Source organism: Vibrio sp. OPT18, assembly GCF_015163615.1.
Lineage (GTDB): Bacteria > Pseudomonadota > Gammaproteobacteria > Enterobacterales > Vibrionaceae > Vibrio > Vibrio coralliirubri.
The window spans coordinates 167,193-190,176 of record NZ_JADDYK010000073.1 but is presented as its reverse complement, the minus strand read 5'-3'; the positions used below and the strand labels follow the sequence as shown (position 1 = coordinate 190,176).

At 43.9% G+C, this 22,984-nt stretch carries 19 protein-coding genes and 1 pseudogene; 14 read left to right on the top strand and 6 right to left on the bottom strand.

Annotated features, from left to right (window positions below; translation table 11 throughout):
* Both IQQ51_RS27375 and IQQ51_RS19005 read right to left on the bottom strand, forming a co-directional pair.
* Window positions 1-850, bottom strand: a pseudogene (locus tag IQQ51_RS27375) (cobalamin biosynthesis protein CobT); the annotation flags it as partial.
* A 3-nt stretch (window positions 851-853) separates the two neighbouring features.
* Window positions 854-1,837: an AAA family ATPase gene (locus IQQ51_RS19005; protein WP_048614697.1), complete on the bottom strand. Its 984-nt coding sequence runs from the start codon at window positions 1,835-1,837 to the stop codon at window positions 854-856.
* 262 nt (window positions 1,838-2,099) lie between these two features.
* On the opposite strand from IQQ51_RS19005, the gene xsc reads away from it, so the two are divergent.
* The 10 genes from xsc (at window position 2,100) to IQQ51_RS18955 (ending at window position 14,386) form a co-directional block, all read left to right on the top strand.
* A complete protein-coding gene (xsc, locus tag IQQ51_RS19000; RefSeq protein WP_193841822.1) occupies window positions 2,100-3,911 on the top strand; it encodes a sulfoacetaldehyde acetyltransferase in 1,812 nt (603 codons plus the stop codon).
* 429 nt (window positions 3,912-4,340) lie between these two features.
* Complete coding sequence (locus tag IQQ51_RS18995) at window positions 4,341-5,147, top strand: FRG domain-containing protein (protein WP_172378721.1); 807 nt, start codon at window positions 4,341-4,343, stop codon at window positions 5,145-5,147.
* A 262-nt stretch (window positions 5,148-5,409) separates the two neighbouring features.
* Window positions 5,410-5,847, top strand: coding sequence for a nuclear transport factor 2 family protein (locus tag IQQ51_RS18990; protein WP_017633372.1), 438 nt, complete (start codon window positions 5,410-5,412; stop codon window positions 5,845-5,847).
* 48 nt (window positions 5,848-5,895) lie between these two features.
* Window positions 5,896-7,344, top strand: a complete 1,449-nt coding sequence (locus IQQ51_RS18985; protein ID WP_193841821.1) for an NAD(P)/FAD-dependent oxidoreductase — start codon at window positions 5,896-5,898, stop codon at window positions 7,342-7,344.
* A gap of 120 nt (window positions 7,345-7,464) precedes the next feature.
* Entirely contained in the window at window positions 7,465-8,466 is a 1,002-nt protein-coding gene (locus tag IQQ51_RS18980; RefSeq protein WP_050620488.1) for a TRAP transporter substrate-binding protein, read from the top strand.
* A 164-nt stretch (window positions 8,467-8,630) separates the two neighbouring features.
* Complete coding sequence (locus IQQ51_RS18975; RefSeq protein WP_017064289.1) at window positions 8,631-9,173, top strand: TRAP transporter small permease; 543 nt, start codon at window positions 8,631-8,633, stop codon at window positions 9,171-9,173.
* Between the two features lie 37 nt (window positions 9,174-9,210).
* The gene (locus IQQ51_RS18970; RefSeq protein ID WP_017064290.1) at window positions 9,211-10,551 is read left to right on the top strand and encodes a TRAP transporter large permease; all 1,341 of its coding nucleotides are present in this window, start codon (window positions 9,211-9,213) and stop codon (window positions 10,549-10,551) included.
* An 11-nt stretch (window positions 10,552-10,562) separates the two neighbouring features.
* Window positions 10,563-11,483: a cache domain-containing protein gene (locus IQQ51_RS18965; protein ID WP_050647818.1), complete on the top strand. Its 921-nt coding sequence runs from the start codon at window positions 10,563-10,565 to the stop codon at window positions 11,481-11,483.
* Window positions 11,484-11,719: 236 nt separating this feature from the next.
* Window positions 11,720-12,292: a malate synthase gene (locus IQQ51_RS18960; RefSeq protein ID WP_017064292.1), complete on the top strand. Its 573-nt coding sequence runs from the start codon at window positions 11,720-11,722 to the stop codon at window positions 12,290-12,292.
* A 486-nt stretch (window positions 12,293-12,778) separates the two neighbouring features.
* The gene (locus tag IQQ51_RS18955; protein WP_048609743.1) at window positions 12,779-14,386 is read left to right on the top strand and encodes a BCCT family transporter; all 1,608 of its coding nucleotides are present in this window, start codon (window positions 12,779-12,781) and stop codon (window positions 14,384-14,386) included.
* 236 nt (window positions 14,387-14,622) lie between these two features.
* Here IQQ51_RS18955 and IQQ51_RS18950 read toward each other — a convergent pair whose 3' ends face one another.
* Window positions 14,623-15,549: a M14 family metallocarboxypeptidase gene (locus IQQ51_RS18950; RefSeq protein ID WP_193841820.1), complete on the bottom strand. Its 927-nt coding sequence runs from the start codon at window positions 15,547-15,549 to the stop codon at window positions 14,623-14,625.
* Window positions 15,550-15,723: 174 nt separating this feature from the next.
* On the opposite strand from IQQ51_RS18950, the gene IQQ51_RS18945 reads away from it, so the two are divergent.
* A complete protein-coding gene (locus IQQ51_RS18945) occupies window positions 15,724-16,629 on the top strand; it encodes a DUF808 domain-containing protein (RefSeq protein ID WP_193841819.1) in 906 nt (301 codons plus the stop codon).
* A 153-nt stretch (window positions 16,630-16,782) separates the two neighbouring features.
* Here the strand turns inward: IQQ51_RS18945 and pyrC are convergent, their stop codons facing one another.
* Window positions 16,783-17,811: a dihydroorotase gene (gene pyrC, locus IQQ51_RS18940; protein WP_048609740.1), complete on the bottom strand. Its 1,029-nt coding sequence runs from the start codon at window positions 17,809-17,811 to the stop codon at window positions 16,783-16,785.
* A 192-nt stretch (window positions 17,812-18,003) separates the two neighbouring features.
* Window positions 18,004-18,162 (bottom strand): YqaE/Pmp3 family membrane protein, encoded by a 159-nt coding sequence (locus tag IQQ51_RS18935; RefSeq protein ID WP_008215717.1) that lies wholly within the window; start codon window positions 18,160-18,162, stop codon window positions 18,004-18,006.
* A 101-nt stretch (window positions 18,163-18,263) separates the two neighbouring features.
* On the opposite strand from IQQ51_RS18935, the gene IQQ51_RS18930 reads away from it, so the two are divergent.
* Window positions 18,264-18,995 carry a hypothetical protein gene (locus tag IQQ51_RS18930; protein ID WP_228013010.1) on the top strand — a complete coding sequence of 244 codons (732 nt, stop codon included), beginning with the start codon at window positions 18,264-18,266 and terminating at the stop codon, window positions 18,993-18,995.
* A 99-nt stretch (window positions 18,996-19,094) separates the two neighbouring features.
* Here IQQ51_RS18930 and IQQ51_RS18925 read toward each other — a convergent pair whose 3' ends face one another.
* Entirely contained in the window at window positions 19,095-20,210 is a 1,116-nt protein-coding gene (locus tag IQQ51_RS18925) for a hypothetical protein (RefSeq protein WP_193841818.1), read from the bottom strand.
* A gap of 131 nt (window positions 20,211-20,341) precedes the next feature.
* Here IQQ51_RS18925 and IQQ51_RS18920 point away from each other — a divergent pair, with 131 nt between their 5' ends.
* Both IQQ51_RS18920 and IQQ51_RS27370 read left to right on the top strand, forming a co-directional pair.
* A complete protein-coding gene (locus tag IQQ51_RS18920) occupies window positions 20,342-22,117 on the top strand; it encodes a hypothetical protein (protein WP_193841817.1) in 1,776 nt (591 codons plus the stop codon).
* Window positions 22,118-22,614: 497 nt separating this feature from the next.
* A partial coding sequence (locus tag IQQ51_RS27370) for an MOSC domain-containing protein (RefSeq protein WP_228013009.1) occupies window positions 22,615-22,984 on the top strand: 370 nt, incomplete at its 3' end.

Here is a 22,984-nt window from a genome sequence, read left to right as displayed (position 1 = left end):
CTGCGGCGATGACTTGATCAAACTCCGAATTAAAGACCTGATAATTGGCGCCCGACAATTCAAAAACCTTACTACTGCCCGTGATGTCGGTATCGACGTCTTGATCTTGAATGTCGCCATCAACGATAAGCGCAAGCTGCGCAAGGATCTTGATGTCTTCTTCGACTGTTGGCGTGGGCGAGTTATCGCTCTCTTGCTCTTGGTTTATGAGCTCTTGTGCAAGGGTTGCTAACTCATTGGCGCAGTGTGCAAACTGTTGTTGGTCGGTTCTATATTGCTTTAAGCGCTTCAGGCTATGCCCAAAAGTAGGCACGATGCCGGCGCGAGTCGATTCAATGGTCTCAGCGATAGGCTCAGACACCGGAACGCCAGTTAAGCGGGTGTTGATGACTTGCATCAGTGTAAACAGCAATATGCCTATTCGTGATTCGGTAAAGCCATTTTGATGATATTGGTCGCTCCAATACGCAAAGTTAAATTGGATACTGGTGGTCACGCCTTTTAGATAAGGCGGGACTTGAGATTCAATCCGTACCTGTTCGCAGAAGTCGTAAAGCAGACGTTCGACTTCGTTTTTCGGTCGCAATGAATAATGAAGTTCAGTGTCTGAAAGCAAGAGTCGCAGTGCCGATGAATCGATCTTGCCTTGCATCGATAGCTTGCTGTTTTTCAGCTCATGGCGAGACACAAAGGTGAGATCGTTAGTATGTGCGGACTGGTAATAACAGGGGCTATTGCCTTTATAGAGTCGTTCTCCCCGATAGTTCAGATCGAGTTCACCACTGATTGCTCTAGCGACAGACACACCAAGGTCGAGGATCTTTTTCTGCTGAGAAGAAACATTGGCCATGGTTTACGACTCCGAGTGCGAATAGTTTTGAGTATGCGCTTCCAAGGCTTCACCAAAGCAACGGAAATAGTATTCGCTAACCAGTTCTTTCTCTTCGTCTTCGCAGCGATTTAAGAATGAAAGCCTAAATGCCGTCGCTACATCGTCGAATATTTGGATGTTTTCAGCCCAAGTGAGCACTGTTCGTGGAGACATCACAGTCGAAAGGTCGCCAGCCCTGAATCCATTGCGCGTTAATCCAGCGGTCGCGATCATTTTCTCTACTAACTGCTGGCCACTTTCATTATTCAGCTCTGGAAGTTTGGATAACACGATCTTGGTTTCATGTTGTGGGTCTAAATAGTTGAGCGTAGCGATGATGTTCCATCTATCTAACTGACTGTGGTTAAGCACTTGAGTACCCGAATACAAACCTGAAAAGTTACCCAAGCCAAGCGTGTTGCAGGTAGCAAACAGGCGGAAAGAAGGGTGAGGCGTGATCACTCGGTTTTGTTCTAAAGAGGTGTATTTGCCGTCTTGCTCTAATAGCTGCTGAATCACAAACATCACATCAGGGCGACCAGCGTCGTACTCATCTAATACCAGCGCGATGGGCTGTTGAATGCTTTGTGGAAGAATGCCTTCTTTAAACTCTGTCACCTGCATTCCATCTTTAATGACGATGCTGTCCTTTCCTATGAAATCCAATCGGCTTAAGTGCCCGTCTAAGTTGATCCTCAAACACGGCCAGTTCAATCTCGCGGCAATTTGTTCAATGTGAGAAGACTTGCCCGTCCCGTGCGTACCTTGTATCAACGTGCGACGATTGGAAGTGAACCCCGCCAATATGGCCAGCGTCACTTCAGGATCAAAACAGTAGTTAGGATCGATTTTTGGCACATACTCTCCCGCATGTTCAAACGCCATCACCGTTAGGTTGCTGTCGATGCCAAAGCACTCTCTCACACTTACCTGTCGCGTTGGTATCAATTCCGACTCTTTCATCATTCTTCCCTCTATATAACCCATTACTTGTCGCAGCTATTGCGCTATGTCGTCGATTATTAACAGCTCAACCTAAGTTAACGGCACTTTTTGTACGAAAAACTACCAATAATGTGATCCAGTTTTATTAATTAGAATGAATTGTTCCAATTTAATATAAAAAGTTGACGCGCAAAAATTCTACTACTAAGGTGAAATTGAATTCGAAAAAGAGACAATTCATTCCGAAAAATGAAATTTTGGTTAACTCAAGGAGAATGGAAGAATGAGCGAGCAAGAAAAACGTACGGTTGTTTCCGGCACAGTAACAATGACACCATCAGAAGCGTTCGTTGAAACTATGGTTGCTAATGATGTTACCGACATGTTCGGCATCATGGGGTCAGCATTTATGGACGCAATGGATATCTTTGCTCCTGCTGGCATTCGATTGGTCCCAGTAGTGCACGAGCAAGGCGCTGCCCACATGGCAGATGGTTACTCTCGTGTATCTGGTCGCCACGGTGTAGTTATCGGGCAGAATGGCCCGGGTATCAGTAACTGTGTGACTGCGATTGCAGCGGCGTTCTGGGCACATAGCCCAGTCGTCATTGTGACGCCTGAGACAGGTACAAAAACAATGGGCTTAGGTGGTTTCCAAGAGTGTAACCAGCTTCCAATGTTCCAAGAGTTTACTAAGTATCAAGGACACGTAACGCACCCAGACCGTATGGCGGAATACACAGGCCGATGCTTCGACCGCGCAATGAGCGAAATGGGGCCAACTCAACTGAACATTCCACGTGACTACTTCTACGGTGAAACTCAAACCGAGATCCCTAAACCCGCGCGTTTAGACCGTGGTCCAGGTGGTGAAAAATCTCTGAATGAAGCGGCAGACCTGATTGCTGAAGCCAAATTCCCAGTCATCATCTCTGGTGGTGGCGTGGTAATGGCAGATGCCGTTCAAGAGTGTGCAGCGTTGGCAGAAAGACTGGGCGCACCCGTTGTGAACAGTTACCTACACAATGACTCGTTCCCTGCTAGTCACCCATTATGGTGTGGTCCTTTAGGTTACCAAGGTTCGAAAGCAGCAATGAAACTGATGGCTCAAGCGGATGTGGTTATCGCTTTGGGTACACGTCTTGGTCCATTTGGTACTTTGCCTCAACATGGTATGGACTACTGGCCGAAAGACGCGAAAATCATTCAGATCGATGCAGACAACAAGATGCTTGGCTTGGTCAAGAAGATCTCTGTTGGCATCTGTGGCGACGCAAAAGCAGCGGCTGTGGCATTAGCTGAAAGACTAGAAGGTCGTTCGCTGTTGTGTGATGACAACAAAGGCGCTCGCCAAGACACAGTAGCAACAGAAAAAGCGTTGTGGGAAAAAGAGCTTGATGAGTGGACACACGAACGTGACTCGTTCAGCTTGGATATGATTGAAGAAAACTCACACGAGACTCCGTTCTCTGGTGGTGAATACCTACACCCACGCCAAGTACTGCGTGAGTTAGAAAAAGCGATGCCAGAAGACGTAATGGTCTCAACCGATATCGGTAACATCAACTCGGTGGCAAACAGCTACTTGCGCTTTGAAAAACCACGTAGCTTCTTTGCTGCAATGAGTTTCGGTAACTGTGGTTACGCGTTCCCGACCATCATTGGCGCGAAAGCAGCTGCACCTCATCGCCCAGCTATTTCTTATGCAGGCGACGGTGCGTGGGGCATGAGCCTGATGGAAACCATGACATGTGTTCGTCATAACATTCCAGTGACAGCCGTGGTATTCCACAACCGTCAATGGGGTGCTGAGAAGAAGAACCAAGTCGACTTCTACAACCGACGCTTTGTTGCCGGCGAGCTGGATAACCAAAGCTTTGCAGAGATTGCACGAGCTATGGGCGCTGAAGGTATCACGGTTGACAAGCTAGAAGATGTAGGTCCAACTCTGCAAAAAGCCATCGACATGCAAATGAACGAAGGCAAAACAACCATCATTGAAATCATGTGTACTCAGGAATTGGGCGACCCGTTCCGCCGAGATGCACTATCAACGCCGGTTCGTTTCCTAGATAAATACAAAGATTACGTATAAGTCATAGGAAGTTTGTCCGGCCAAAGTAGTCTCGTGAATGCTAGATAAAGAGTTATCGAGAATGTGGTCGGGCAAACAAATTAAGCTCTAACACTAGCCATTAATTCTAAATTAGATGATGAAACAGAATGGCTCAGCGACCGAGTGGTTTTCAAAGATTCTTAATAGTGCTGTTATCTAAGTATTGGGTCATATATTTCTATTATTTCGCTCTAAATATTAGAGCCCTAATGAAATAACCAAGATGAATCGGTGCTCGGTTTCAGTGATAGAGGCTTATCAATAATTATTATGAGTTACTTATAAATAGTAATTACCGATAAGCCGATAGAGTTATTAGACTTTAGTCTGTGTATTTTATTACATGTCAGTTTTTAACGAGTAAATTTAAATTTAGTTATTTATATTGTCGAGTAGTCGGAACCAAATATGAACAATAAATATTATATCAGCACGCTCGAAGAACTGTATAAAATAATTGATTCATTGATGAATGAATGCAGTGACCAACGTGGTTTGATGTATAACGTGTGTGATTATGAAAATAATAATCTAATGCCAAGTTTAGGCCGTTCCAATCGTAAGAACATACGCCGTGTCGAACAAGAGTTGCTTTCAACAGTGAGAGTTTACGGTGGTCACTCGCTGAGTTCTAACGACATAAATGACTGGTTATTGATGTGTTTAGCCAAAAAGCAGGGCTTTCCCACCCGTTTACTGGAATGGACCGATAACCTGTTAAATGCGCTTTGGTCGGTGTGTCACAGCCAAAGTAAAGACTGCATAAACATAATTAAAGCTATTGATTATCAGCGGGTTAGTGTTTTTAGCTCGCCGTGTTATCTCAACAAAACTCAGATATTTAATGTGGCGGATTGCGATCAGCAAGAGCCACGCAAGGACAAGTGGTATTCCATTCACCCATTTAAGGAAGGTGGCAATGATGCCATTCAGCCTTTGTACGATGAGAAAGAAAATTCAAACGGTCTAGTGTCCGTTCATATTCTTCCATCAGTGAAAGTAAACCTGATAAAGGAGTTAATATCCATGAATGTTTTAAATGAACCGACAGAGTATGTCGAAGAGAAACTGACGGATTTAAAAAACGAAGCACATGCAGATAACAACCAAGTCATAAATAAAGGTGACGGTAATATCGAATTGCAAGTTAATACTCATGATCGTCAACTTGAACAGTATGGTCGAAAGTATCATCAAGACTTTGATTTCGACTAAAGGCTAACATGTTCTAATTTAATTATACATCTTATATCGTGAGTGAAAAGTTGATTAAATAAAATTAGAACACTAATTAATTTATAAAAAGATGAAATCTGTGAGCTTAGATATTGTTTATAACCTAACTCGAAGTTAGAGTGATGAACCTTGTTATCAATTTGTTAAATTTTCACAGATCTAGTTTAAACACTCTAATAAAAAAGTGGCGCAAAGCTACTGAAATTTAAACCAATAACGAAAACATAAAGGATTCTGGAATATGAATATGCAAACCAATGCAGCGACATTCGTGCTGGAAAACCAAGTCGACACCGCCTTTTTACAGTCTTTTAGTGATGCATGGAATAACCATGATATTGAAGCGCTGATGTCTTTCATGACAGAAGACTGTGTATTCCACACCGTGGCAGGAGAAGGCTTGCTTGGAAACACTATCGAAGGGTACGAAGCGGTTCGAAATAGCTTTGAGTTGGTTTGGCAGAACTTTCCAGATGCGGCTTGGAGCGATCCTGTCCACTTTGTGTGTGGTGACCGTGCGGTGAGTGAATCAACGTTCTCTGCGACTAACCCAGATGGCAGCGTCATCGAAGCTCGCATGGTCGACGTGTTTACCCTGAAAGATGGAAAAATAAGCGTAAAAAATGCCTTCCGTAAAACACGACCTCTTTTGACTCCCAACAATACTCCCAAGAGCTAGACACGAAACCACAACCCGTTCACGTGTTATGACTAGGAGAGTCGAATTATGAGTTTAGTAATGGAACAACCGGCAGCCGATGTGCCGCCAAAGGTGAAAAGCACCCAAGCAAAAGATAAATACGATCCAAAATACGATCCACTTAAAGACAAGAGCCCAGGCCATGGAAAGGAATACGCACCAACGTACTGGGTAGATACGGCAGGCGCGCCACCTGAAGATGATGGCCCAATTACATCGGATATGGATGTTGATGTAGCGATAATCGGTTCAGGTTACACAGGCCTAAGTACCGCGATACACCTTGCTGAAATGTACGGCATTAAAGCGATTGTGATTGAAGCTAACCGTATGAGTTGGGGCTGCAGTACCCGAAATGGTGGTCAGGCTCAGTGTGCGTCAGGACGTTTAAAACGCTCTCAGTGGATTGAACGCTGGGGACTCGAAACCGCGCTAAAAATGCACCGCGAATGCGTCGATGGCATGAACACCTTTAAGTCTCTAATCAAAGACATTGATTGTGACCCGCAGCCGGGTGGCCACTTATATGTCGCTCACCGTCCAAAAGTGATGGCAACACTTGAGAAAGAAGCCAAGTTGCTGCGTGACACGTTCGATTACGATGCGCAGATCTTAGATGCGGAAACCGTAAAGCGTGATTACGTTGGTGACCAAGAAGCGGCAGGCGCAATGCATGAACCAGAAGGCATTGGTATTCATGCTGGTAAATTGGCGTTTGGCTATCTAAGAAAGGCGAGAGCACTCGGTGTAAAAGTGCATCCAGCTAGCCCTGTGATGGGGTGGGAAACACGTAACGGTGTGCACTACCTAAAAACGCCCGGCGGTGTTGTGAAGGCGCGTTCTGTTGGGGTTTGTACCGGTGGATACACCAGTCAAGGCTTGCATTCAGAGCTTAAGAATCGCTTGTTGCCGGTACTTTCTAATTCGATGGTGACACGTCCGCTAACTCAAGACGAAATTGCCGCGTGTAACTTCAAAACCAATCAGGTGATTACAGATACCCGAATCTTGCGTCATTACTACCGTCTGCTACCCGATAACCGAGTACAGATTGGGACGCGCAGTGCCATCAGTGGCAAGAACGCACCTGAAAAGAAATACGAAGACATGTTGAGAGCGGATTTAACTCGAAAATTCCCGTCTCTCGATCAGATCAAAATCGACTACTCATGGTGGGGCTGGGTGGATGTTAGCCACGACATGATGCCGAGAATCTATCAGCCGAATCCAAAGCAATCCATCTTCTACGCACTGGGTTATGGCGGTAATGGCGTGATGTATTCCGCTCAAGCAGGTAAGCGCCTCGCTCAGTGGATTGCAGGTGAAGGCCACAAGTTGGACTTGCCAATATTTGAATCAAAACTTTCGTTCCCCAACGTGAGGGAAGTGGTGGAATCAGAGATGTTTGCACCGTTTCGCAGAATGGGGCAGCGGTTCCTCTATCAGTGGTATTCGTTAAAGGATGAAAAGCTGTAATCGCGACTCGAACATTGTTTCCAAAATAGGGAAATAGAACTACGACCGGGAAAGTTGTACCAGGTCACCTTGTGAGCAAAGTACAGGCAGGAAGTCTGTACGATAGGAAAGGTTAAGACTATGAAATTTATTAAAAATAAAATTATTGCTGGTGTCACCATTGTAGCAACAGCGGTGCTATCTCATACCGCGGCAGCAGCGAATTTTAAAATGGCTATCGGCGATGCTGCTGGTGGCACGCAGTGGGAATTGGCGACATCGTTTTCTGAACTGATGGAGCAAAAAACAGACGGAAAAGTGAAAATCGATCTGTTCCCAAATGGTCAATTAGGCAATGAACAAGATACCGTCAACGACGCGGCAATCGGTCTTCTCGACTTCTCTGTACTGGCGATCAACAACGTAACCCCTTTCTCTCCAACTGTTGGTCTACTGACCATGCCTTACGTGATTCAAAGCGCAGAAGAAGCGGTTCTACTGACTCAAGGCCAAGTCGGCCAAGACCTCGTCGATAACACGATACGTGATGCTGGCGTTCGCATCGTTGGTTGGGCTTATTCAGGCTTTAGGGTTTTGACTAACTCGAAAAAGCCAGTCGCTTCACCAGAAGATCTTAAAGGACTGGTGATTCGTGTTCCTCGTAACGAAATCATGATTGCTTCTTACCAAGCATGGGGTGTAAACCCAACACCAATGGCATGGTCTGAGACCTTTACCGGCCTGCAACAAGGCGTGGTTGATGGTCAAGATAACCCTTACATCACTGTGCATGCGATGAAGTTCAATGAAGTACAAAAGTACGTGACCAACATTCGCTACATCTTCTCGCTTGAGCCGCTAATCGTCAGTGAAACAGTCTTCCAACAACAGACTCCAGAGATGCAAAAGATCATTCTTGAAGCGGGTCAGGAAGCGACAGAGCACAGCTTTGCTTATCTAGAAAATACGGAAAATAAGATCCGTGAAGAGCTACAAGCGAAAGGCATGGTATTCACAGACCCAGCAGACAACGAGCAAGAGTGGATCAGCAAGGTGACTAAGTCAGTTTGGCCTAAGTTTTACTCAAGCATTGGAGGCAAAGACAAGCTAGACGACGTTCTTGAGTTACTAGGTAGAAAGTAACGATTAGATTCGCCCTATCTGCTGTTCTGCGCTACTTAATCACCTAGCGATAGAACAGTGAGATAGGGCATTTACATGGCTGTACTCGTTGATCTGTTCTGTACCTGATCTTTTTAGGACCGTGAGCGACTGGTTGTCATGTGGAAATCAACATTGGAGGTTATATGTCAGTCGCTAAAACAATAAAAAAGCACCTAAACAACATTGAGGAATATACATGTTGTCTGCTGCTCGCAAGCTTTGTCCTATTGCTGTTCACACAAATCCTTACTCGTCAGTTCTTTGATTACTCTATCCCTTGGGGGGATGAGGTCGCTACTTACATGTTCGTTTGGTTTGCCTATCTAGGGGCTGTTGTTGCGGCCAAGATGTCGGCGCACAACCGAGTGAGCTTTCACTTTAAATTCTTTCCGCCAATCGTGCAGACCGTGAGTGAAACCATCGCTGACTTCTTATGGCTCTGTTTCAACGGCTACTTCGTTTACCTCAGCTACGACTTCGTGTTCAACAAAATGAATCTGTTTTGGAAGTCTCAGACTACAGGTATCCCGATGAAGTACTTCTACATGATTTTACCTATCGCGTTTTCACTGATGATGATTCGAATTATCTGGAACAACTATGAGCGTTTATTCAAAGGCGCAACCAACGAAGATCCAGAAGTCAAAGAGCTGCGCAAAATGACGGCACAAAAGTCAGCGCAATAGTCATCACAGAGAATAGTCGTAATAGAGAGATGTAATAATGGAATCCTATTTAACTCTAATTTTATTTGGTGGCTTTTTAACGCTGTTAATTCTGGGCGCACCAATCACAGTATCACTGGCTGGCGCTTCGATGGCGGCCTATATGTTGCTCGACAAAAATCCCATCGCACTGGTACAAATTGCGTTTACCTCGGTGGGTAACTTCCCATTAATGGCGCTGCCAGCCTTTGTTCTTGCGGGCGCATTAATGGAGGCGGCGGGGATCTCAAAACGTCTAGTGGATATCGCCGAAAGCTTAGCTGGGCCGGTAACGGGTGGCCTTGGCGCGGCTACGGTTATGGCGTGTCTTTTCTTTGGCGCTATCTCGGGTTCAGGCCCTGCAACAACCGCAGCGGTAGGCATGTTGATGGTGCCCGCGATGGTTAAGCGTGACTACGATAAGAGCTACGCATCGGCAGTAACGGCCGCATCAGGTGGCTTGGGCATCATCATTCCGCCATCCATCCCTTTGGTTATCTTTGGCATTTCTGCGATGGGATTAATGGCACCGCCAGAAGCTATTGCTCAGCATGGGCAGTTTGCTTCTTTGTCTATTCCAAAACTGTTTGTCGCTGGGGTTGTGCCGGGTTTCATTATGGCGTCGACGCTAGTGGTCACTAACTATTTCATTGCTAAGCGTGAAGGTTATAAAGGGCTAACCGAAACATGGTCGTTTGGTGATGTAAGGCATTACTTGCGCCGCGGTTTATGGTCGATATTAGCGCCATTCTTGATTCTTGGTGGTATCTACAGCGGTATGTTCACACCAACAGAGTCTGCGGTTGTGGCGATTTTTTATTCGCTGTTCGTGGGTGTGTTTATTCACCGAGAGTTGTCGTTCAAAAGCGTGATGAAATCTTTGTCGACCACCACATGGATCACCGGACGCGTATTGCTAATCCTCTTTGCTGCCACTGTGTTCGGACGCTTGTTGATTGAGCAAAAAATTCCAGTTGTTGTGGCGGAATCATTACTCAGTTTCACCGACAACATGTACATGGTGTGGGCGTTAACGATTACCTTGCTGCTGTTCATCGGCATGTTCATGGAAACCTTGGCGGCGATCATGATCATTGTGCCAGTGCTGCTGCCAATCATGTACATGTTGGGCGCGGACCCTACCCATGTTGGTATCGTGGTGGTGTGTACGCTCTCGATAGGTTTTGCCACACCACCGCTCGGTGAAAATATCTTTGTCGCCTCGGGGATCGGTGGCTCTACGGTCGAGCAGATCACCGCGAAGATCCATCCCTTTGTACTTGCATCTGTCGTGGGCGTTTTCGTTATCGCTTTCTTCCCACAAATCACGCTTTGGCTACCGTCCTTAGTCGGCTATTAGGAGACACAACGATGAATCTATCCAGAATAATCCTTATTGGCTGCGCCTTGTTTGCTGTGGTTAGCGGCATTGGATTGCGTGCCGAGCATTCGGAAGTCGAGAAAGAAACTAAGCCAGTCAATGTGCTCGATATTTCTGAGCCACATGTGGTCAGTGACGCTGAAAGAAGAGCCAAAACCTTGCTTGCGAAAGCGGTGGTGCACGTTCAAAAAGAAGGTGACGACAGCGTGAAAGACTTCATGAGTGATGCCGAATATATAGACGGTGAGCTCTATGTGTTTGCTCTTGGTATTGATGGCCAATTCCTTGCTAGTGGTGGCTCTTCTATGGTGCTGGTGGGCGACAGTGTGTTGGATACCCAAGACGTTTACGGCAATCCTTTTTTTCGTGAAATGATCACCAAAGCGGTACACAACGGCTTTGGTCAGGTGAAGTACCACTGGACTAATCCTACTGACCGAATGGGCGAACCTAAAACCACTTTTTTCGAGCGTGTTGGTGATGTGATCGTGGCCGTGGGGTATTACCCAGAACGTTCCAGTGCTGCAGAAGCTAAGCGATTATTGGCGAGAGCCATGACCGCGATAGTGGAGTCTGAGCAAGACAGCATTACTGAATTTAATGATACCGAAGGCAGTTTTGTAGAAGGGGACTTGTATGTGTTTGTGATGGATATGAGCTCTGGAAAGCTGCTCGCGCATGGCGTGTCTCCTGAGCTTGTAGGGCGTTCACACAACGAAATTCTAAGTCCTGACGATAAGCCGATTCTCACTGAGATGTTAAACCTAGCCAAAGAAAATGGTCGTGGCGTTTACACCTATCGATGGTTAAATCCGCTGTCGAGCAAAGTGGAAACTAAGCACACTTACTATCGAGTTATCGACAATAAGTTGGTTGGGGTGGGTTATTACACAAATTCAAACAACACGTAAACGCGTTTCTACGGAACCCTCAACCCAGTTAAATAAAGGGCTGGGGGCTCGAAATGCCGGTTTGTGTAAAAAAGCAATTTAGTAAAATTCACACTGTGTAATTTTTGTTGTGAAATTGTTTCAAAAATAACAGTAGTATGAAAAACATGGAAACCACACAGTAAAGAACAATTTTGAAAAGGGTCTATTGGGATGTTTGACCTAAATGAAATTTAAAGCCGTACGAGGGATAGACTATGAATATGCTGACACTAGACAAAACAGAACTTCACAGAAACCATTCAACATTTATTGCTGAAGCTGTCTTTGCCGTCGAAATGGTGAAAGCAGACAAGCAACTCGAAAAACAAAAAATGGCGAAACAGTTGCTTGATACTCTATTTCCTCTAGAGACGGGTTCACATGAAGATGTAGTGAGCTACGAGATCGATTACCGACATGTTCAGGTTTATTTCAAGAATGGTGAACATACTGGGTTGAAACGCGCTAAACACTTTGTGGCTTACACAGGTGATAAATCTAAGCCTTCAGCAATCCTATTCCGTGATGAAAGCGGTACGCACGTTGAAGTGACAATCGGCGCTCGTAAAGGCACAGGCCGTCTGGAGTTGGTTGATATTCAAGATATCCAATTAGAGACGTGCACTACGTTTGGTCAAACTGAGGCCAGCCGTTCTTCAGGCATCCGTCACTGGGTGAGCTTAGTAAAAGGCGATGAAAGTGGCCGCCCGAATGCATCAAGTGAAGACAAAGAGTTCACGGCGAAAAATGGTGAAGACTATAACCTAGGTTTTTGCTTCGCAATCTAACGAACTGTCTTTGAAATGTGCAGTGCTGATCTGTGAGACGCAGCACTGACATTTGAGCACTGATTTCTCTTTTACCTTTGGTAACTTTCCCCGCCCCTATAGCGGGGCTTTTTTATTAGAGCTATAAGTAAATTGGGTGATTATTAAAATTATCTGAAAAAAGTTTGGATGTAATTTTACGGTGCGTCATTTTAATTTAAATTGTTGTATTTGAAGGCTTTAATTCTTTTATTTTATTCTGTTTTTATTGGGTTAACTATCACTATCAACGGTGGTTTGGGTGACTATTGAGCTAAAACTCAGTCAAAATGCTTTGAGCTGTGCTATAATGTGCGCCTTGGGATTGAGCCAGTAAGTCCATTTATCACTAACTATTGTGATTTTTATTGCCTTTTATTTAGGCGGTTCGGCGAGCCAATCAAGTAGTAATTGGATACGGAGAGCGTCCTTATATTCGTTGATTCGGATATGCGAACATCATAATTTATGAGTTTTAAATCAAAAAAATACAGTATTGATTCTACTGACTATCAAGTTGGTCAAGATAACGTCAGTAAATGGGGCATGGATGTTCATAACACAGTCTTCGTAGCCTCAGTAGGCTTATCTCTTCTCTTCATCATCACTCTTCTTGCTCTTCCTCCTGCAGATGCCAAAGCTGCGATTGATTCTATCAAGGGTGCTGTTTTATCAAAGTTTGACTTCCTCTTTATGTGGGGAGCCAACATCATGTTAGTTTTTGCCGTTATTCTTGCATTCTCACCTTTGGGTAAAGTTCGCTTAGGTGGCGAAGACGCGACAGCGGACTATTCAATGTCATCTTGGATTGCGATGTTATTCGCAGCAGGTATGGGTATTGGACTTATTTTCTGGGGTGTTGCAGAGCCAACCGCGTTCTTTACGAACTGGTTCGGAACGCCACTCGATGCAGAACCGTTCACAGCAGCTGGCCGTGAACTGGCACTCGGTGCGACCGTATTCCACTGGGGCTTCCATGCTTGGGCTATCTATGGCATGACGGCACTTTGCCTTGCGTATTTTGTTTACAACAAAGGCTTACCGCTATCAATGCGCTCTGTGTTCTACCCAATTTTGGGTGAGCGAGTATGGGGCAAAACGGGTGATGTGATCGATGTACTCACGGTACTGGTTACTCTGTTTGGTCTTGCGACTTCACTAGGCTTAGGTGGTACACAAGCAGCAAGTGGTATCAGCCACGTGTTTGGCTTGGATAACAACATCTTCCTTCAGCAATCTATCATCGTTCTGATCATGGGCTTAGCGATCATCTCTGTACTACGTGGTATGGACGGTGGTGTTAAATTCCTAAGTAACCTGAACATGGTTATTGCGTTCGTATTCCTTGGTCTGATCGCTGTTCTGAACTTCACAACTGTGCTTGATTCTGTCGCGACTGCTGTGACGGGGTATGCGAAAAACATCATTGCATTGAGCCAAAGCTCTGGCCGTGAAGACACAACATGGCTGCATGGCTGGACTGTATTCTACTGGGCATGGTGGGTTGCGTATGCACCATTCTTCGGTATGTTCGTAGCGCGTATTTCTAAGGGCCGTACGGTTCGTGAATTCTTACTTTGCGTATTGATTATCCCAACACTGGTAACGTCTGCTTGGATGTCTATCTTTGGTGGCGTGGCTATCGAGCAAGTGATCAGTCATGTGGGGCAACTTGGCCTCGACCAAGGCATCACAGACGTGTCTCTAAGCTTGTTCTACATGCTAGATGCTTACCCGTTTGGTAGCATTCTATCGGTTATCGCTGTAGCACTGATCATCGTATTCTTCGTGACTACACTAGACTCAGGTTCTATCGTTATCGATGGCATGACGGCGGGCGGTAAGCTTGAAGTTCCTGTTAAACAGAAAGTGGTTTGGGCGGTTATCTCAGGTGCTATCGCAATGGTGATGTTGTGGATTGGTGGTACTCAATCTATCCAAGCACTGCAATCGATCACTATCATTGCTGCACTTCCGTTTACGATCATTCTTCTGATTGGTTGTTTCAGCTTGTTGAAAGGTCTACTGACTGAAGTAGACAAAGGGCAAACAAGCGTTAGCGAAACAGCGAAATAAAGTCACTAAACCGCTGATTAAGTCACTAGCTAATTAACGACTTATTCCAGAGGAAGCGTTATTTCAAAGCTCTCTTGCACCGTGTGTAAGGGAGCTTTTTTATGCCTGAGAAGAAATGACAGGTAAGAGAAAGAGCCAAAAAAAGAGCCACAAGCGAATCGTCACTTGTGGCTCTTTTAGTTTTAGGGCTTAGCTCTAGGGTACTAGCTACTAGCTACTAGCTAGTAGCTATTAGCTTACGCGTTTAATTCGTGTTGAATTACGTAATCCAAAGCACCGACTACCGCAGCAACCTGAGCGTCATTACACTCTTCGTCTGTCACTTTATCGCTATCTGGGTAAACCTCTGTGGTCGTACCGTACTTACAATCAGTCACACCGCCACATAACCCAAGCTTCTTCATTGGGTAATTAATCACACCATGTTGGGTAACTTCAGAACCAATGATCTTGCCGTCTGCATCTGCTGGCGCAATGTGTGTTACTTTTTCAACTGAAGCAATTACCGCCGCTTGGAACTCAGGCTGTGGATTTTCAGTATCGCCAACCGTGTAGAAACCGTCTGGGATCATACCTTCGATGTACTCAATGCCATCACGAGCAGCAAGTGCAGGGCGGAATTCTGTTTCGTCAGAATCCGTTGTTTCGTGTAGATCAACGTGAACCAACACTTCTGGTAAAGAAGCGACTAATGCACGTAGGTTTGCTGATTCTTCTGCTGGGGTACCGTCGTAGAAAGAGCGGTTTGGATCGACAGCATTTGGGTTCCAACGGTTGATGACTTCGTAACCCCAAGGGCTCACACAAGGTGCAACAACAATGTTGAAGTGCGCTGAGTATTGTTCTGCTTGAGTTGCGGCGAACTTGATCGCGCCATGCACACCACTGGTTTCGTAACCGTGAACACCACCTGTTACAAGGATCGTCGGTTTTGATGCATCCCAGTTTTTGCTTTTGATTGCAAAAAGCGGGAAGCGAGCTTCATCGTAGCTCAGTGAGCCGTATTGCTCGATGTCAAAGCGGTCTGCCAATGCTTGAATTTTTGGCACGACTTCTTGCTGGTATTCACGCTTAACGGTTCTTTGAGCGAACCATGCTTGACGTTCTGCTTCTTGCCATTTTTGTCCTGGCTTACCAATTGGGTAGGAGTATTCACTTTTCATCTATACTTCTTCTTTTATGTTCGCGAAAGATGAAGACAGACTAGTCCTGTCTAGCTGAGACGGCAATAGAAAACACAACTTGTGACTCTATTTTTTACAGACTCATAACTTTGATGACTGGATTGATGGTGTTACATTTTATCAATTGTTTAATCCCTTAAAAGAGACCATAAAATGGCTGGAGCAAGTTTATTAACGCTACTGGATGACATTGCAACCGTATTGGATGATGTCGCACTGATGTCTAAGGTCGCAGCGAAAAAAACCGCTGGTGTGTTGGGGGATGATTTAGCGCTGAACGCTCAGCAGGTATCCGGTGTTTCTGCTGAACGAGAAATCCCAGTGGTGTGGGCGGTTGCCAAAGGCTCATTTAAAAACAAGCTGATTTTGGTACCCGCGGCATTATTGATCAGTGCCTTTATTCCTTGGCTGATCATGCCTTTGCTTTTGATTGGTGGCTTGTTTCTTTGTTTTGAAGGTGCCGAGAAAATCTTAGAGAAGTTGTTTCCTCATTCTCATCAAGATGATGAAAAGGGGGAGGACACAAGTACTGGTGAATCCATAGAGGAATATGAGAAGAGAAAGGTCGCAGGCGCGATTCGTACCGATTTCATATTATCCGCGGAAATCATAGTGATAGCACTGGGCACCGTGACAGGTACAAGTATCCTTACTCAGATTCTTGTTGTGAGTTTGATTGCGGTTGTGATGACGATTGGTGTTTATGGTTTAGTAGCGGGGATCGTTAAGTTAGACGATTTAGGCTTTTATCTGCAGCGAACATCGAATGGCAGTGCTATTAAAACCCAATTGGGTAATGGGTTAGTCGCGTTTGCGCCCAAGTTAATGAAGACGCTTGCTGTGGTCGGCACCGCGGCGATGTTTTTGGTTGGCGGCGGCATTGTGGTGCACAATGTTCCTGCGATTCATCACTTAATTGAGCCGATTATTATGGATTTTCGAGGACATACGATAGCGACGGCGGTTGTTCCAACTCTACTGAACGGTGTTATTGGTGTCTTAGCTGGACTGATCGTCGTTGCTGTTTGGACTGTGATTGGAAAAATTCGCGGTAAGTAATCGCGCATTATTGATTTTAATAAAACTATCTCTCCACGAAACGAAAAAGGGGCACCATAATCATTATGGTGCCCCTTTTAATCTAATGGGTCGTGTTTAATTAACACCACGCTCTTATTTTGCAATATAAGCGCTTATTTACCGATTAAGCGTTTACTTTACAGACCAAGCAATCGTCTCGCCGCCACGGATTGGCACAACGATGTCTGAACCGAAAGGCATGGTCTCAGCAACGTTCCACTCTTCTTTAACAAGAGTAATGGTGTCCGTGTTACGTGGAATACCGTAGAAGTCAGGGCCGTTGTGGCTCGCGAAAGCTTCTAGGTTCTCAATCTTACCTTCTAAGTCGAACACTTCTGCGTACAGTTCAACGGCAGCATGCGCTGTGTAAGAACCTGCACAACCGCATGCTGACTCTTTTGCACCTTTTGCGTGTGGTGCAGAGTCTGTACCCAAGAAGAACTTCTTGCTGCCGCTTGTTGCAGCTTCGATAAGCGCTAATTGGTGCGTGTTGCGCTTCAGAATTGGAAGGCAGTAGAAGTGTGGCTTAATGCCGCCAACCAACATGTGGTTGCGGTTGTAAAGCAGGTGGTGAGCGGTGATGGTTGCCGCTACGTTGTCATTCGCGTTCTTAACGAAGTTTGCTGCATCAGCGGTTGTGATGTGCTCAAGAACAATCTTTAGGTTAGGGAAGTCGTTCACAATCGGTGCTAGCACTGTGTCTAGGAACTGCTTTTCGCGGTCGAAGATATCAACATCGTGAGTGGTAACTTCACCATGAACCAGTAGCAACATATCCACTTCTTGCATTGCTTCTAACACGTGGTAAATCTTTTGTGCTGACGTTACACCTGAATCAGAGTTAGTCGTCGCGCCCGCTGGGTAAAGCTTTGCTGCGACTACTGCACCAGACTCTTTCGCTTTGCGAATTTCTTCAGGTGTTGTGTTGTCTGTCAGGTAAAGTGCCATTAGAGGCTGGAATTGCTCGCTTGGCTGCTCTGCCATGATGCGTTCACGGTAAGCTAAAGCCATTTCGGTATCGGTTACCGGTGGGATGGTGTTTGGCATGATTAACGCTCGACCATTGTAGCGGCTGATATCGCGCACTGTATCTTTTAATACTTCGCCATCGCGTAGATGAACGTGCCAGTCGTCAGGACGAGTAATCGTAAGTTGTGTCATTGAAGGCTCCCACCATTTGAAGTGTTATGTAGTTGGAGCCTAAACTCGGCGAAATCTGTGAAAGCAATCGCTTACGTTTAGGCGACAGGATGATAGTGGAAAAGCACTTTCATTTCATCTTATTTTTAACTGTTCAGTGCTAGGAGCTTGTTTTTACGGCGTTTTAATTCGGTATTTATTTTTGGATACGGGTTAGCGAGTCGCCACCCAGAGTCCGTGGATCATCCCTGGCACCCAGAAGAAGAAGGTCAGGACGATGTTAATCAGCAAATCTTTACCTGCACCACGAGCGAAGAACACACCAACAGGCGGAAGTAGTACACATAAAATGATAATGACGAGTTTGTTCATGATAAATCCTTTTTATTCAATGAAAGTTCAATGCGATAACCGTGTTCACATTATAGAGTATCAAGAATGTCCGCTCCAACTTGCCACTAATAAGTTGTAAGATGCAACTTATTCATCTTGTTATGCCACTTAGTTGTAACTCACTATTGAAGTCAATCTGGGAATATTGCACAGTTAAAAAAGCAAATAAGATTTCTCACCTTATAAATAGCGTTTTAAAAGTAGATAAAACAGGGAAAGGTATGTTTGAACCAAGATCAGTAGGCATGGATGAATTAAAACTGGCAGTCTCGTTGCCAGGGTTGGATTTTGTTTCAAATGGTATCTATATTCCACCAGATGATATCGTTGGTTCTCCCTTACTTACCTCTTCGCTTGATGCTCTTTTTGTCTCAGGTTTGATTCCAGAGAAAAATCGAGAGTTAGCAGGTGCGTGTGTGGCAATAGATCTTGAGCTTTTTGTCTTTGAAAACCCTTCTAACGATTCAATAGCTATAAGAGATGTGGTTTTGAATATCACTGATAAGTTGTTTTCGGATGAGATGCCAGACAATCTTGATATCGCCGACATCAGAGAATTGAATCAATCCTCTGATTACTTACTTGCCTTCAATAATAAATACTCAGCTTTAGATTTCATGGAAACACAAGGGTTGGGAACTTTAGTCGGTGGTGTGTACCTAGCACACTGTAATACGGATTTAGATGAATATGAAACTGTGAACAAACAGCTAAGCTGCTACATGTCAGATTATGGTTTTTTATGCTCAAGTTTTCATTCATCTGGACATTCAGACTGCACAATCTTGCTCTGCATTAACTCAAAAAAGTAAATTATGCGGCATGGTAAAGCTGATGTATCCAGACCACAGTCGAAATAACGCAAGGTAGTTCTCCTTCGGTCGTGAGCTTCACTTAGATTTATATCTTCATCATCTTTTTCTTGCTGCATAATCATCATACATATCATTAATTTTGAAGAATGCGAACATGAAAATTACAACACATAGCGCACCAGTAACACCAAGCTTTTCAATCCAGTAGCCGCCAGCAAAAGAGAAATGACCAAAGCCTTTAATGGAGCTAAGCATCGTTGCAACGATATGTGTAAAAATTGGAAGTCCAAAACTGAAATAAAAGATACTCCCTTTGTTGTTATTCTTATCGAAGTAAAGATGAGCTTGAATTTTTAATAGGAATCCACTTAAAAACCCAGCAGCAATGGCAGAGTGCATAGCAGACTCATTACCAGTCAAAAAAGACAAGAAGAAGCCAATAATTACTGCACAAAATAAGAAAAAAAACACTATACCAATGAATCCGAAAAACTTAGTTTCCTTCATAGCCTGAAGGAGTTCAACGCCATTTTTCGTTGCATGAAGCCAAAGCTGAAAGCAGATCGCAAATAGAATCATGTAAGTCCATGCCTTTTCACCTTCAGCTATTGTTTTGATGTACGAATTGCTTCCGTATAGCGCCTTGCTATACACAAATGCTGACATACCATGAGGAGAATTAATGATGGCTTTAACTAAGGTATTGGCCTCACCACCAGAGATAATCTGGAAAATATTTTTTGAATTGTCTTTTTCCTTTGATTTCTGCTGATTAGCTAACGATGCTGCTTTCTGAGCTTGCCTCTCATAATACATGTTCTTTTCAGTATTGATGAAATTTAAAACGTAACTATGAGTCTTGGACACCGTGTTTGGAATTGTATCTTCAGTAAAATCAGCATAAACACCAAAGCCCCCAATAGTAACTGAGACAGTTAGCACGACATAGACGATGAAGTTACGAATTTTATTCTTGAATCTCAAGGCGAAAGGAATAGCGAAACCTAGAAGAGCAATCGATATGAAGGCTGGCTCTCGATGTAGCACGGCAAATCGCTGATTATCAAAAAGTGCCATCAAAAAAAGGAAGACGCTACAATGAATAGCTGAATACATATAAAAAAGAATTGTCGTGAATTTCACTGAACCTTTCTTCTCTTTAGTCTTAAAGATCACATCTGATTTATCTTCGCTTAATGTTGGATTCTTCATGCTTATCACTTCTAATTATAACCCACAGCCTTGCATTCTACCAAGAATACAAAGATTGCATATGCATCATGGAATATATCATTAATTTAGGGTAAGTTACTCATAAATTTATAAATTAATGGTGAAAATTAATGAGACATTGCGAAAAAAAGTTCTATAAAGATGAAAATCATTGTGGTGATTGCGGTAGTGCATTGCAGAAACCTACCAAGAGTAATATTGCTCAAGTTCACCCCGAATTGATCAACAACATAAAGAGTGAGTTTCCTAATGTAGAACTTGTAACTGGCGAGATTATTTCCATTAGTTACGCAACAGAAATGACTGGTGGGCTCGAAACCATTAAAGAAGACGAATATGATGGTAAAGACCAAACAAACACTAAGACTTACATTGACAATACAAAGGAATACAGCCTTTGGAATGCGAAAGTTGTTGATAGTGATGGCGATCTTCACGAGTTTAAAATCATTGCTGAATCTGAAGCGACACGCAACTTACATAAAGGTGATATTATTACCGTATTTAATGTTGGAATCGACGGTGTAATTGGCGAAGAGGTTATCACTGTACATAAGGATGAGGGACAAGATCAGTTTATCAAGCCTAGTCTTGTCAAAAAGCCAGAAAAAAGAACTTCAAACTTTTATTTATCTTTAGCCGTAGCTACTTTTCTTCTTGCCTTCTGGCAAACAAAAGACGTGAATATGAGCTTAATTGCGGGTGCTGTTGTGGGCGTGATCGTGTTTGGATTTGTGTATTCTCATAATTCGTCTAACTATAAAAACAGCATGATAAAATACAATCAAAGACTCGATTTCTATTCATCTATGCTGCAAATAACAAAGCAATCACTTGGCTATTTACCTTCAAAAAGACCTCGTTTAGAAAGCGATATTCTTTGTAGTTCATGTACAAAACGTATTGCTGGTGATAGCGCATACTGTGCATTTTGCGGAACCAACACTACAGAAGAACTACAAGAGCCAAGTGAGACAACCCTATTCACATCATCCGATAAGCCTACGCTAGAAATAGTTTCAACTCAGAGCCAAGCTTATGTAGAGAGCGCTGACGAACCTGCGCCGATTAAGTCTGCCAACCAACTATCAATCCAGCAAATAAAGTCGAATCTTGAGGGTGAGTACAATTCACAATTTAACACCGATTACCTACACAAGTTAGTCCTTGCTCGTGATGTTGAGTTTAACGTAATGAATAACTTCTATTTGGGCCAAGTCCTCGACATTGATACAAGAGCAGATGTTCAGTACAAATCAGAATCAAAGGAGTCGATTACAGGGACAGACAAAGAAACAGATCACTACGAATTCAGTCATTTTAACAAATCTTATAACTATACTCACACTGAAACTGAGCGTAAGCGAAATGTTGAAAACTATATTACCGACACGCGCACATCTAAACTAAGCCAAGTGCTGTTATTGCAAACAATGGATGGTAATTTAACAGAGTTACATATGCCTACAGGCATGACAGGTAAGATTCAAAGGGGAGACTGGTTGGCTATCAAAGGTTACACGCTAAGCTCAGATAACAAGGCTTTCCAAAAACACATTGAGCAAAATAAATTCCTTGAGCGAATTTACAACATCACCCAAGAATCCGAATACAGTATAGATGATGGGTTTAAGGAGTTTGAATTCAGGTTAGGCTTTGTAAGGTCTTTATATGCCTTAATCCTTGTTGTTCCACTTAGCTTCCTTTTCCCGCCACTGTTTGCCATCTACTTACTTGTTGTCTGCTTTGGAATGCTTGCCACTCCATTTGCCAAAAAACGCAATAAGAAAGCGAAAGAGATCATCATTAATGAAGCTAAAGTGCCTTGGATAAAGCTAAAAGGCAACTTACCGTCCATACAAGAACTAACGGAAAAAATCAGCTAGCCTTCCTTATACGGAAACCAGGCGCTTGCGCTTGGTTCCTTTGAACTACTAAGCATAATCACGATAAAATCTTTGTTTTAAACTTAGAGTCTTTCAGTAAATGCGTCGGCGAGCTCAATTAATTCTATGAGCTAGACACCGTGGCATTTTAAACTACTCAATAAGTGTTCGTCTTTATGAGTCAGAGCATAGTTTTGCAGTTATCTGTTCTTTTTAGTTTTACTTAACTGGTAAGAAAGTAACTGGGTAATATTACTTAACGTAAGAGCAGCGATTGTTACGACAATTTGTCAAGTTTTAAATAGTTTATGCAACTCTCTTAAGTTTAGAAGATTGCTGTCATCCCCGCCTTCATGTTGGTCGAGTGCGTTACTGTATCAAGAGGGAGCTAAACATCTCAAGATATTAGCTTAGTATCAAGTGTTTAATGCCTGCCAGTTTATCTATTTATAACCATTTGTTAGCATTGGGACAAACAACAAAACATTGGAATCGTTATGTCGCAGTCACCTATAGATCGAAAGGCTTCAGAGCAAGCTCCTTCCTTATCTCAAATCAACGTGTTTCCGGTTAAATCAGTAGGTGGGATTGCACTCTCTTCTGCTTGGGTCGAAAAACAGGGCCTTACCTTCGACAGACGTTTTATGTTGGCGTTGGCTGACGGATCAATGGTGACGGCGCGTAAGTACCCTAAAATGGTCAAGGTGTCTTCAAGCTTACAGCCAGACGGTTTGATTTTTACTTATGAAGGTAAAGAGCCGCTGCGCCTGAAATATGCAAACTTCAAGATGCAAGAAGCGCCTGCAACGGTATGGAAAGACAGCTTTACTGCGTATACCACCAACGACGAGGCGGATGATTGGTTCA

Excerpts from the sequence above, each read along its gene's own strand:
- IQQ51_RS19005 (WP_048614697.1), bottom strand. The coding sequence starts at position 1,837 with ATGATGAAAGAGTCGGAATTGATACCAACGCGACAGGTAAGTGTGAGA.
- xsc (WP_193841822.1), top strand. The coding sequence starts at position 2,100 with ATGAGCGAGCAAGAAAAACGTACGGTTGTTTCCGGCACAGTAACAATG.
- IQQ51_RS18995 (WP_172378721.1), top strand. The coding sequence starts at position 4,341 with ATGAACAATAAATATTATATCAGCACGCTCGAAGAACTGTATAAAATA.
- IQQ51_RS18990 (WP_017633372.1), top strand. The coding sequence starts at position 5,410 with ATGAATATGCAAACCAATGCAGCGACATTCGTGCTGGAAAACCAAGTC.
- IQQ51_RS18985 (WP_193841821.1), top strand. The coding sequence starts at position 5,896 with ATGAGTTTAGTAATGGAACAACCGGCAGCCGATGTGCCGCCAAAGGTG.
- IQQ51_RS18980 (WP_050620488.1), top strand. The coding sequence starts at position 7,465 with ATGAAATTTATTAAAAATAAAATTATTGCTGGTGTCACCATTGTAGCA.
- IQQ51_RS18975 (WP_017064289.1), top strand. The coding sequence starts at position 8,631 with ATGTCAGTCGCTAAAACAATAAAAAAGCACCTAAACAACATTGAGGAA.
- IQQ51_RS18970 (WP_017064290.1), top strand. The coding sequence starts at position 9,211 with ATGGAATCCTATTTAACTCTAATTTTATTTGGTGGCTTTTTAACGCTG.
- IQQ51_RS18965 (WP_050647818.1), top strand. The coding sequence starts at position 10,563 with ATGAATCTATCCAGAATAATCCTTATTGGCTGCGCCTTGTTTGCTGTG.
- IQQ51_RS18960 (WP_017064292.1), top strand. The coding sequence starts at position 11,720 with ATGAATATGCTGACACTAGACAAAACAGAACTTCACAGAAACCATTCA.
- IQQ51_RS18955 (WP_048609743.1), top strand. The coding sequence starts at position 12,779 with ATGAGTTTTAAATCAAAAAAATACAGTATTGATTCTACTGACTATCAA.
- IQQ51_RS18950 (WP_193841820.1), bottom strand. The coding sequence starts at position 15,549 with ATGAAAAGTGAATACTCCTACCCAATTGGTAAGCCAGGACAAAAATGG.
- IQQ51_RS18945 (WP_193841819.1), top strand. The coding sequence starts at position 15,724 with ATGGCTGGAGCAAGTTTATTAACGCTACTGGATGACATTGCAACCGTA.
- pyrC (WP_048609740.1), bottom strand. The coding sequence starts at position 17,811 with ATGACACAACTTACGATTACTCGTCCTGACGACTGGCACGTTCATCTA.
- IQQ51_RS18935 (WP_008215717.1), bottom strand. The coding sequence starts at position 18,162 with ATGAACAAACTCGTCATTATCATTTTATGTGTACTACTTCCGCCTGTT.
- IQQ51_RS18930 (WP_228013010.1), top strand. The coding sequence starts at position 18,264 with ATGCAACTTATTCATCTTGTTATGCCACTTAGTTGTAACTCACTATTG.
- IQQ51_RS18925 (WP_193841818.1), bottom strand. The coding sequence starts at position 20,210 with ATGAAGAATCCAACATTAAGCGAAGATAAATCAGATGTGATCTTTAAG.
- IQQ51_RS18920 (WP_193841817.1), top strand. The coding sequence starts at position 20,342 with ATGAGACATTGCGAAAAAAAGTTCTATAAAGATGAAAATCATTGTGGT.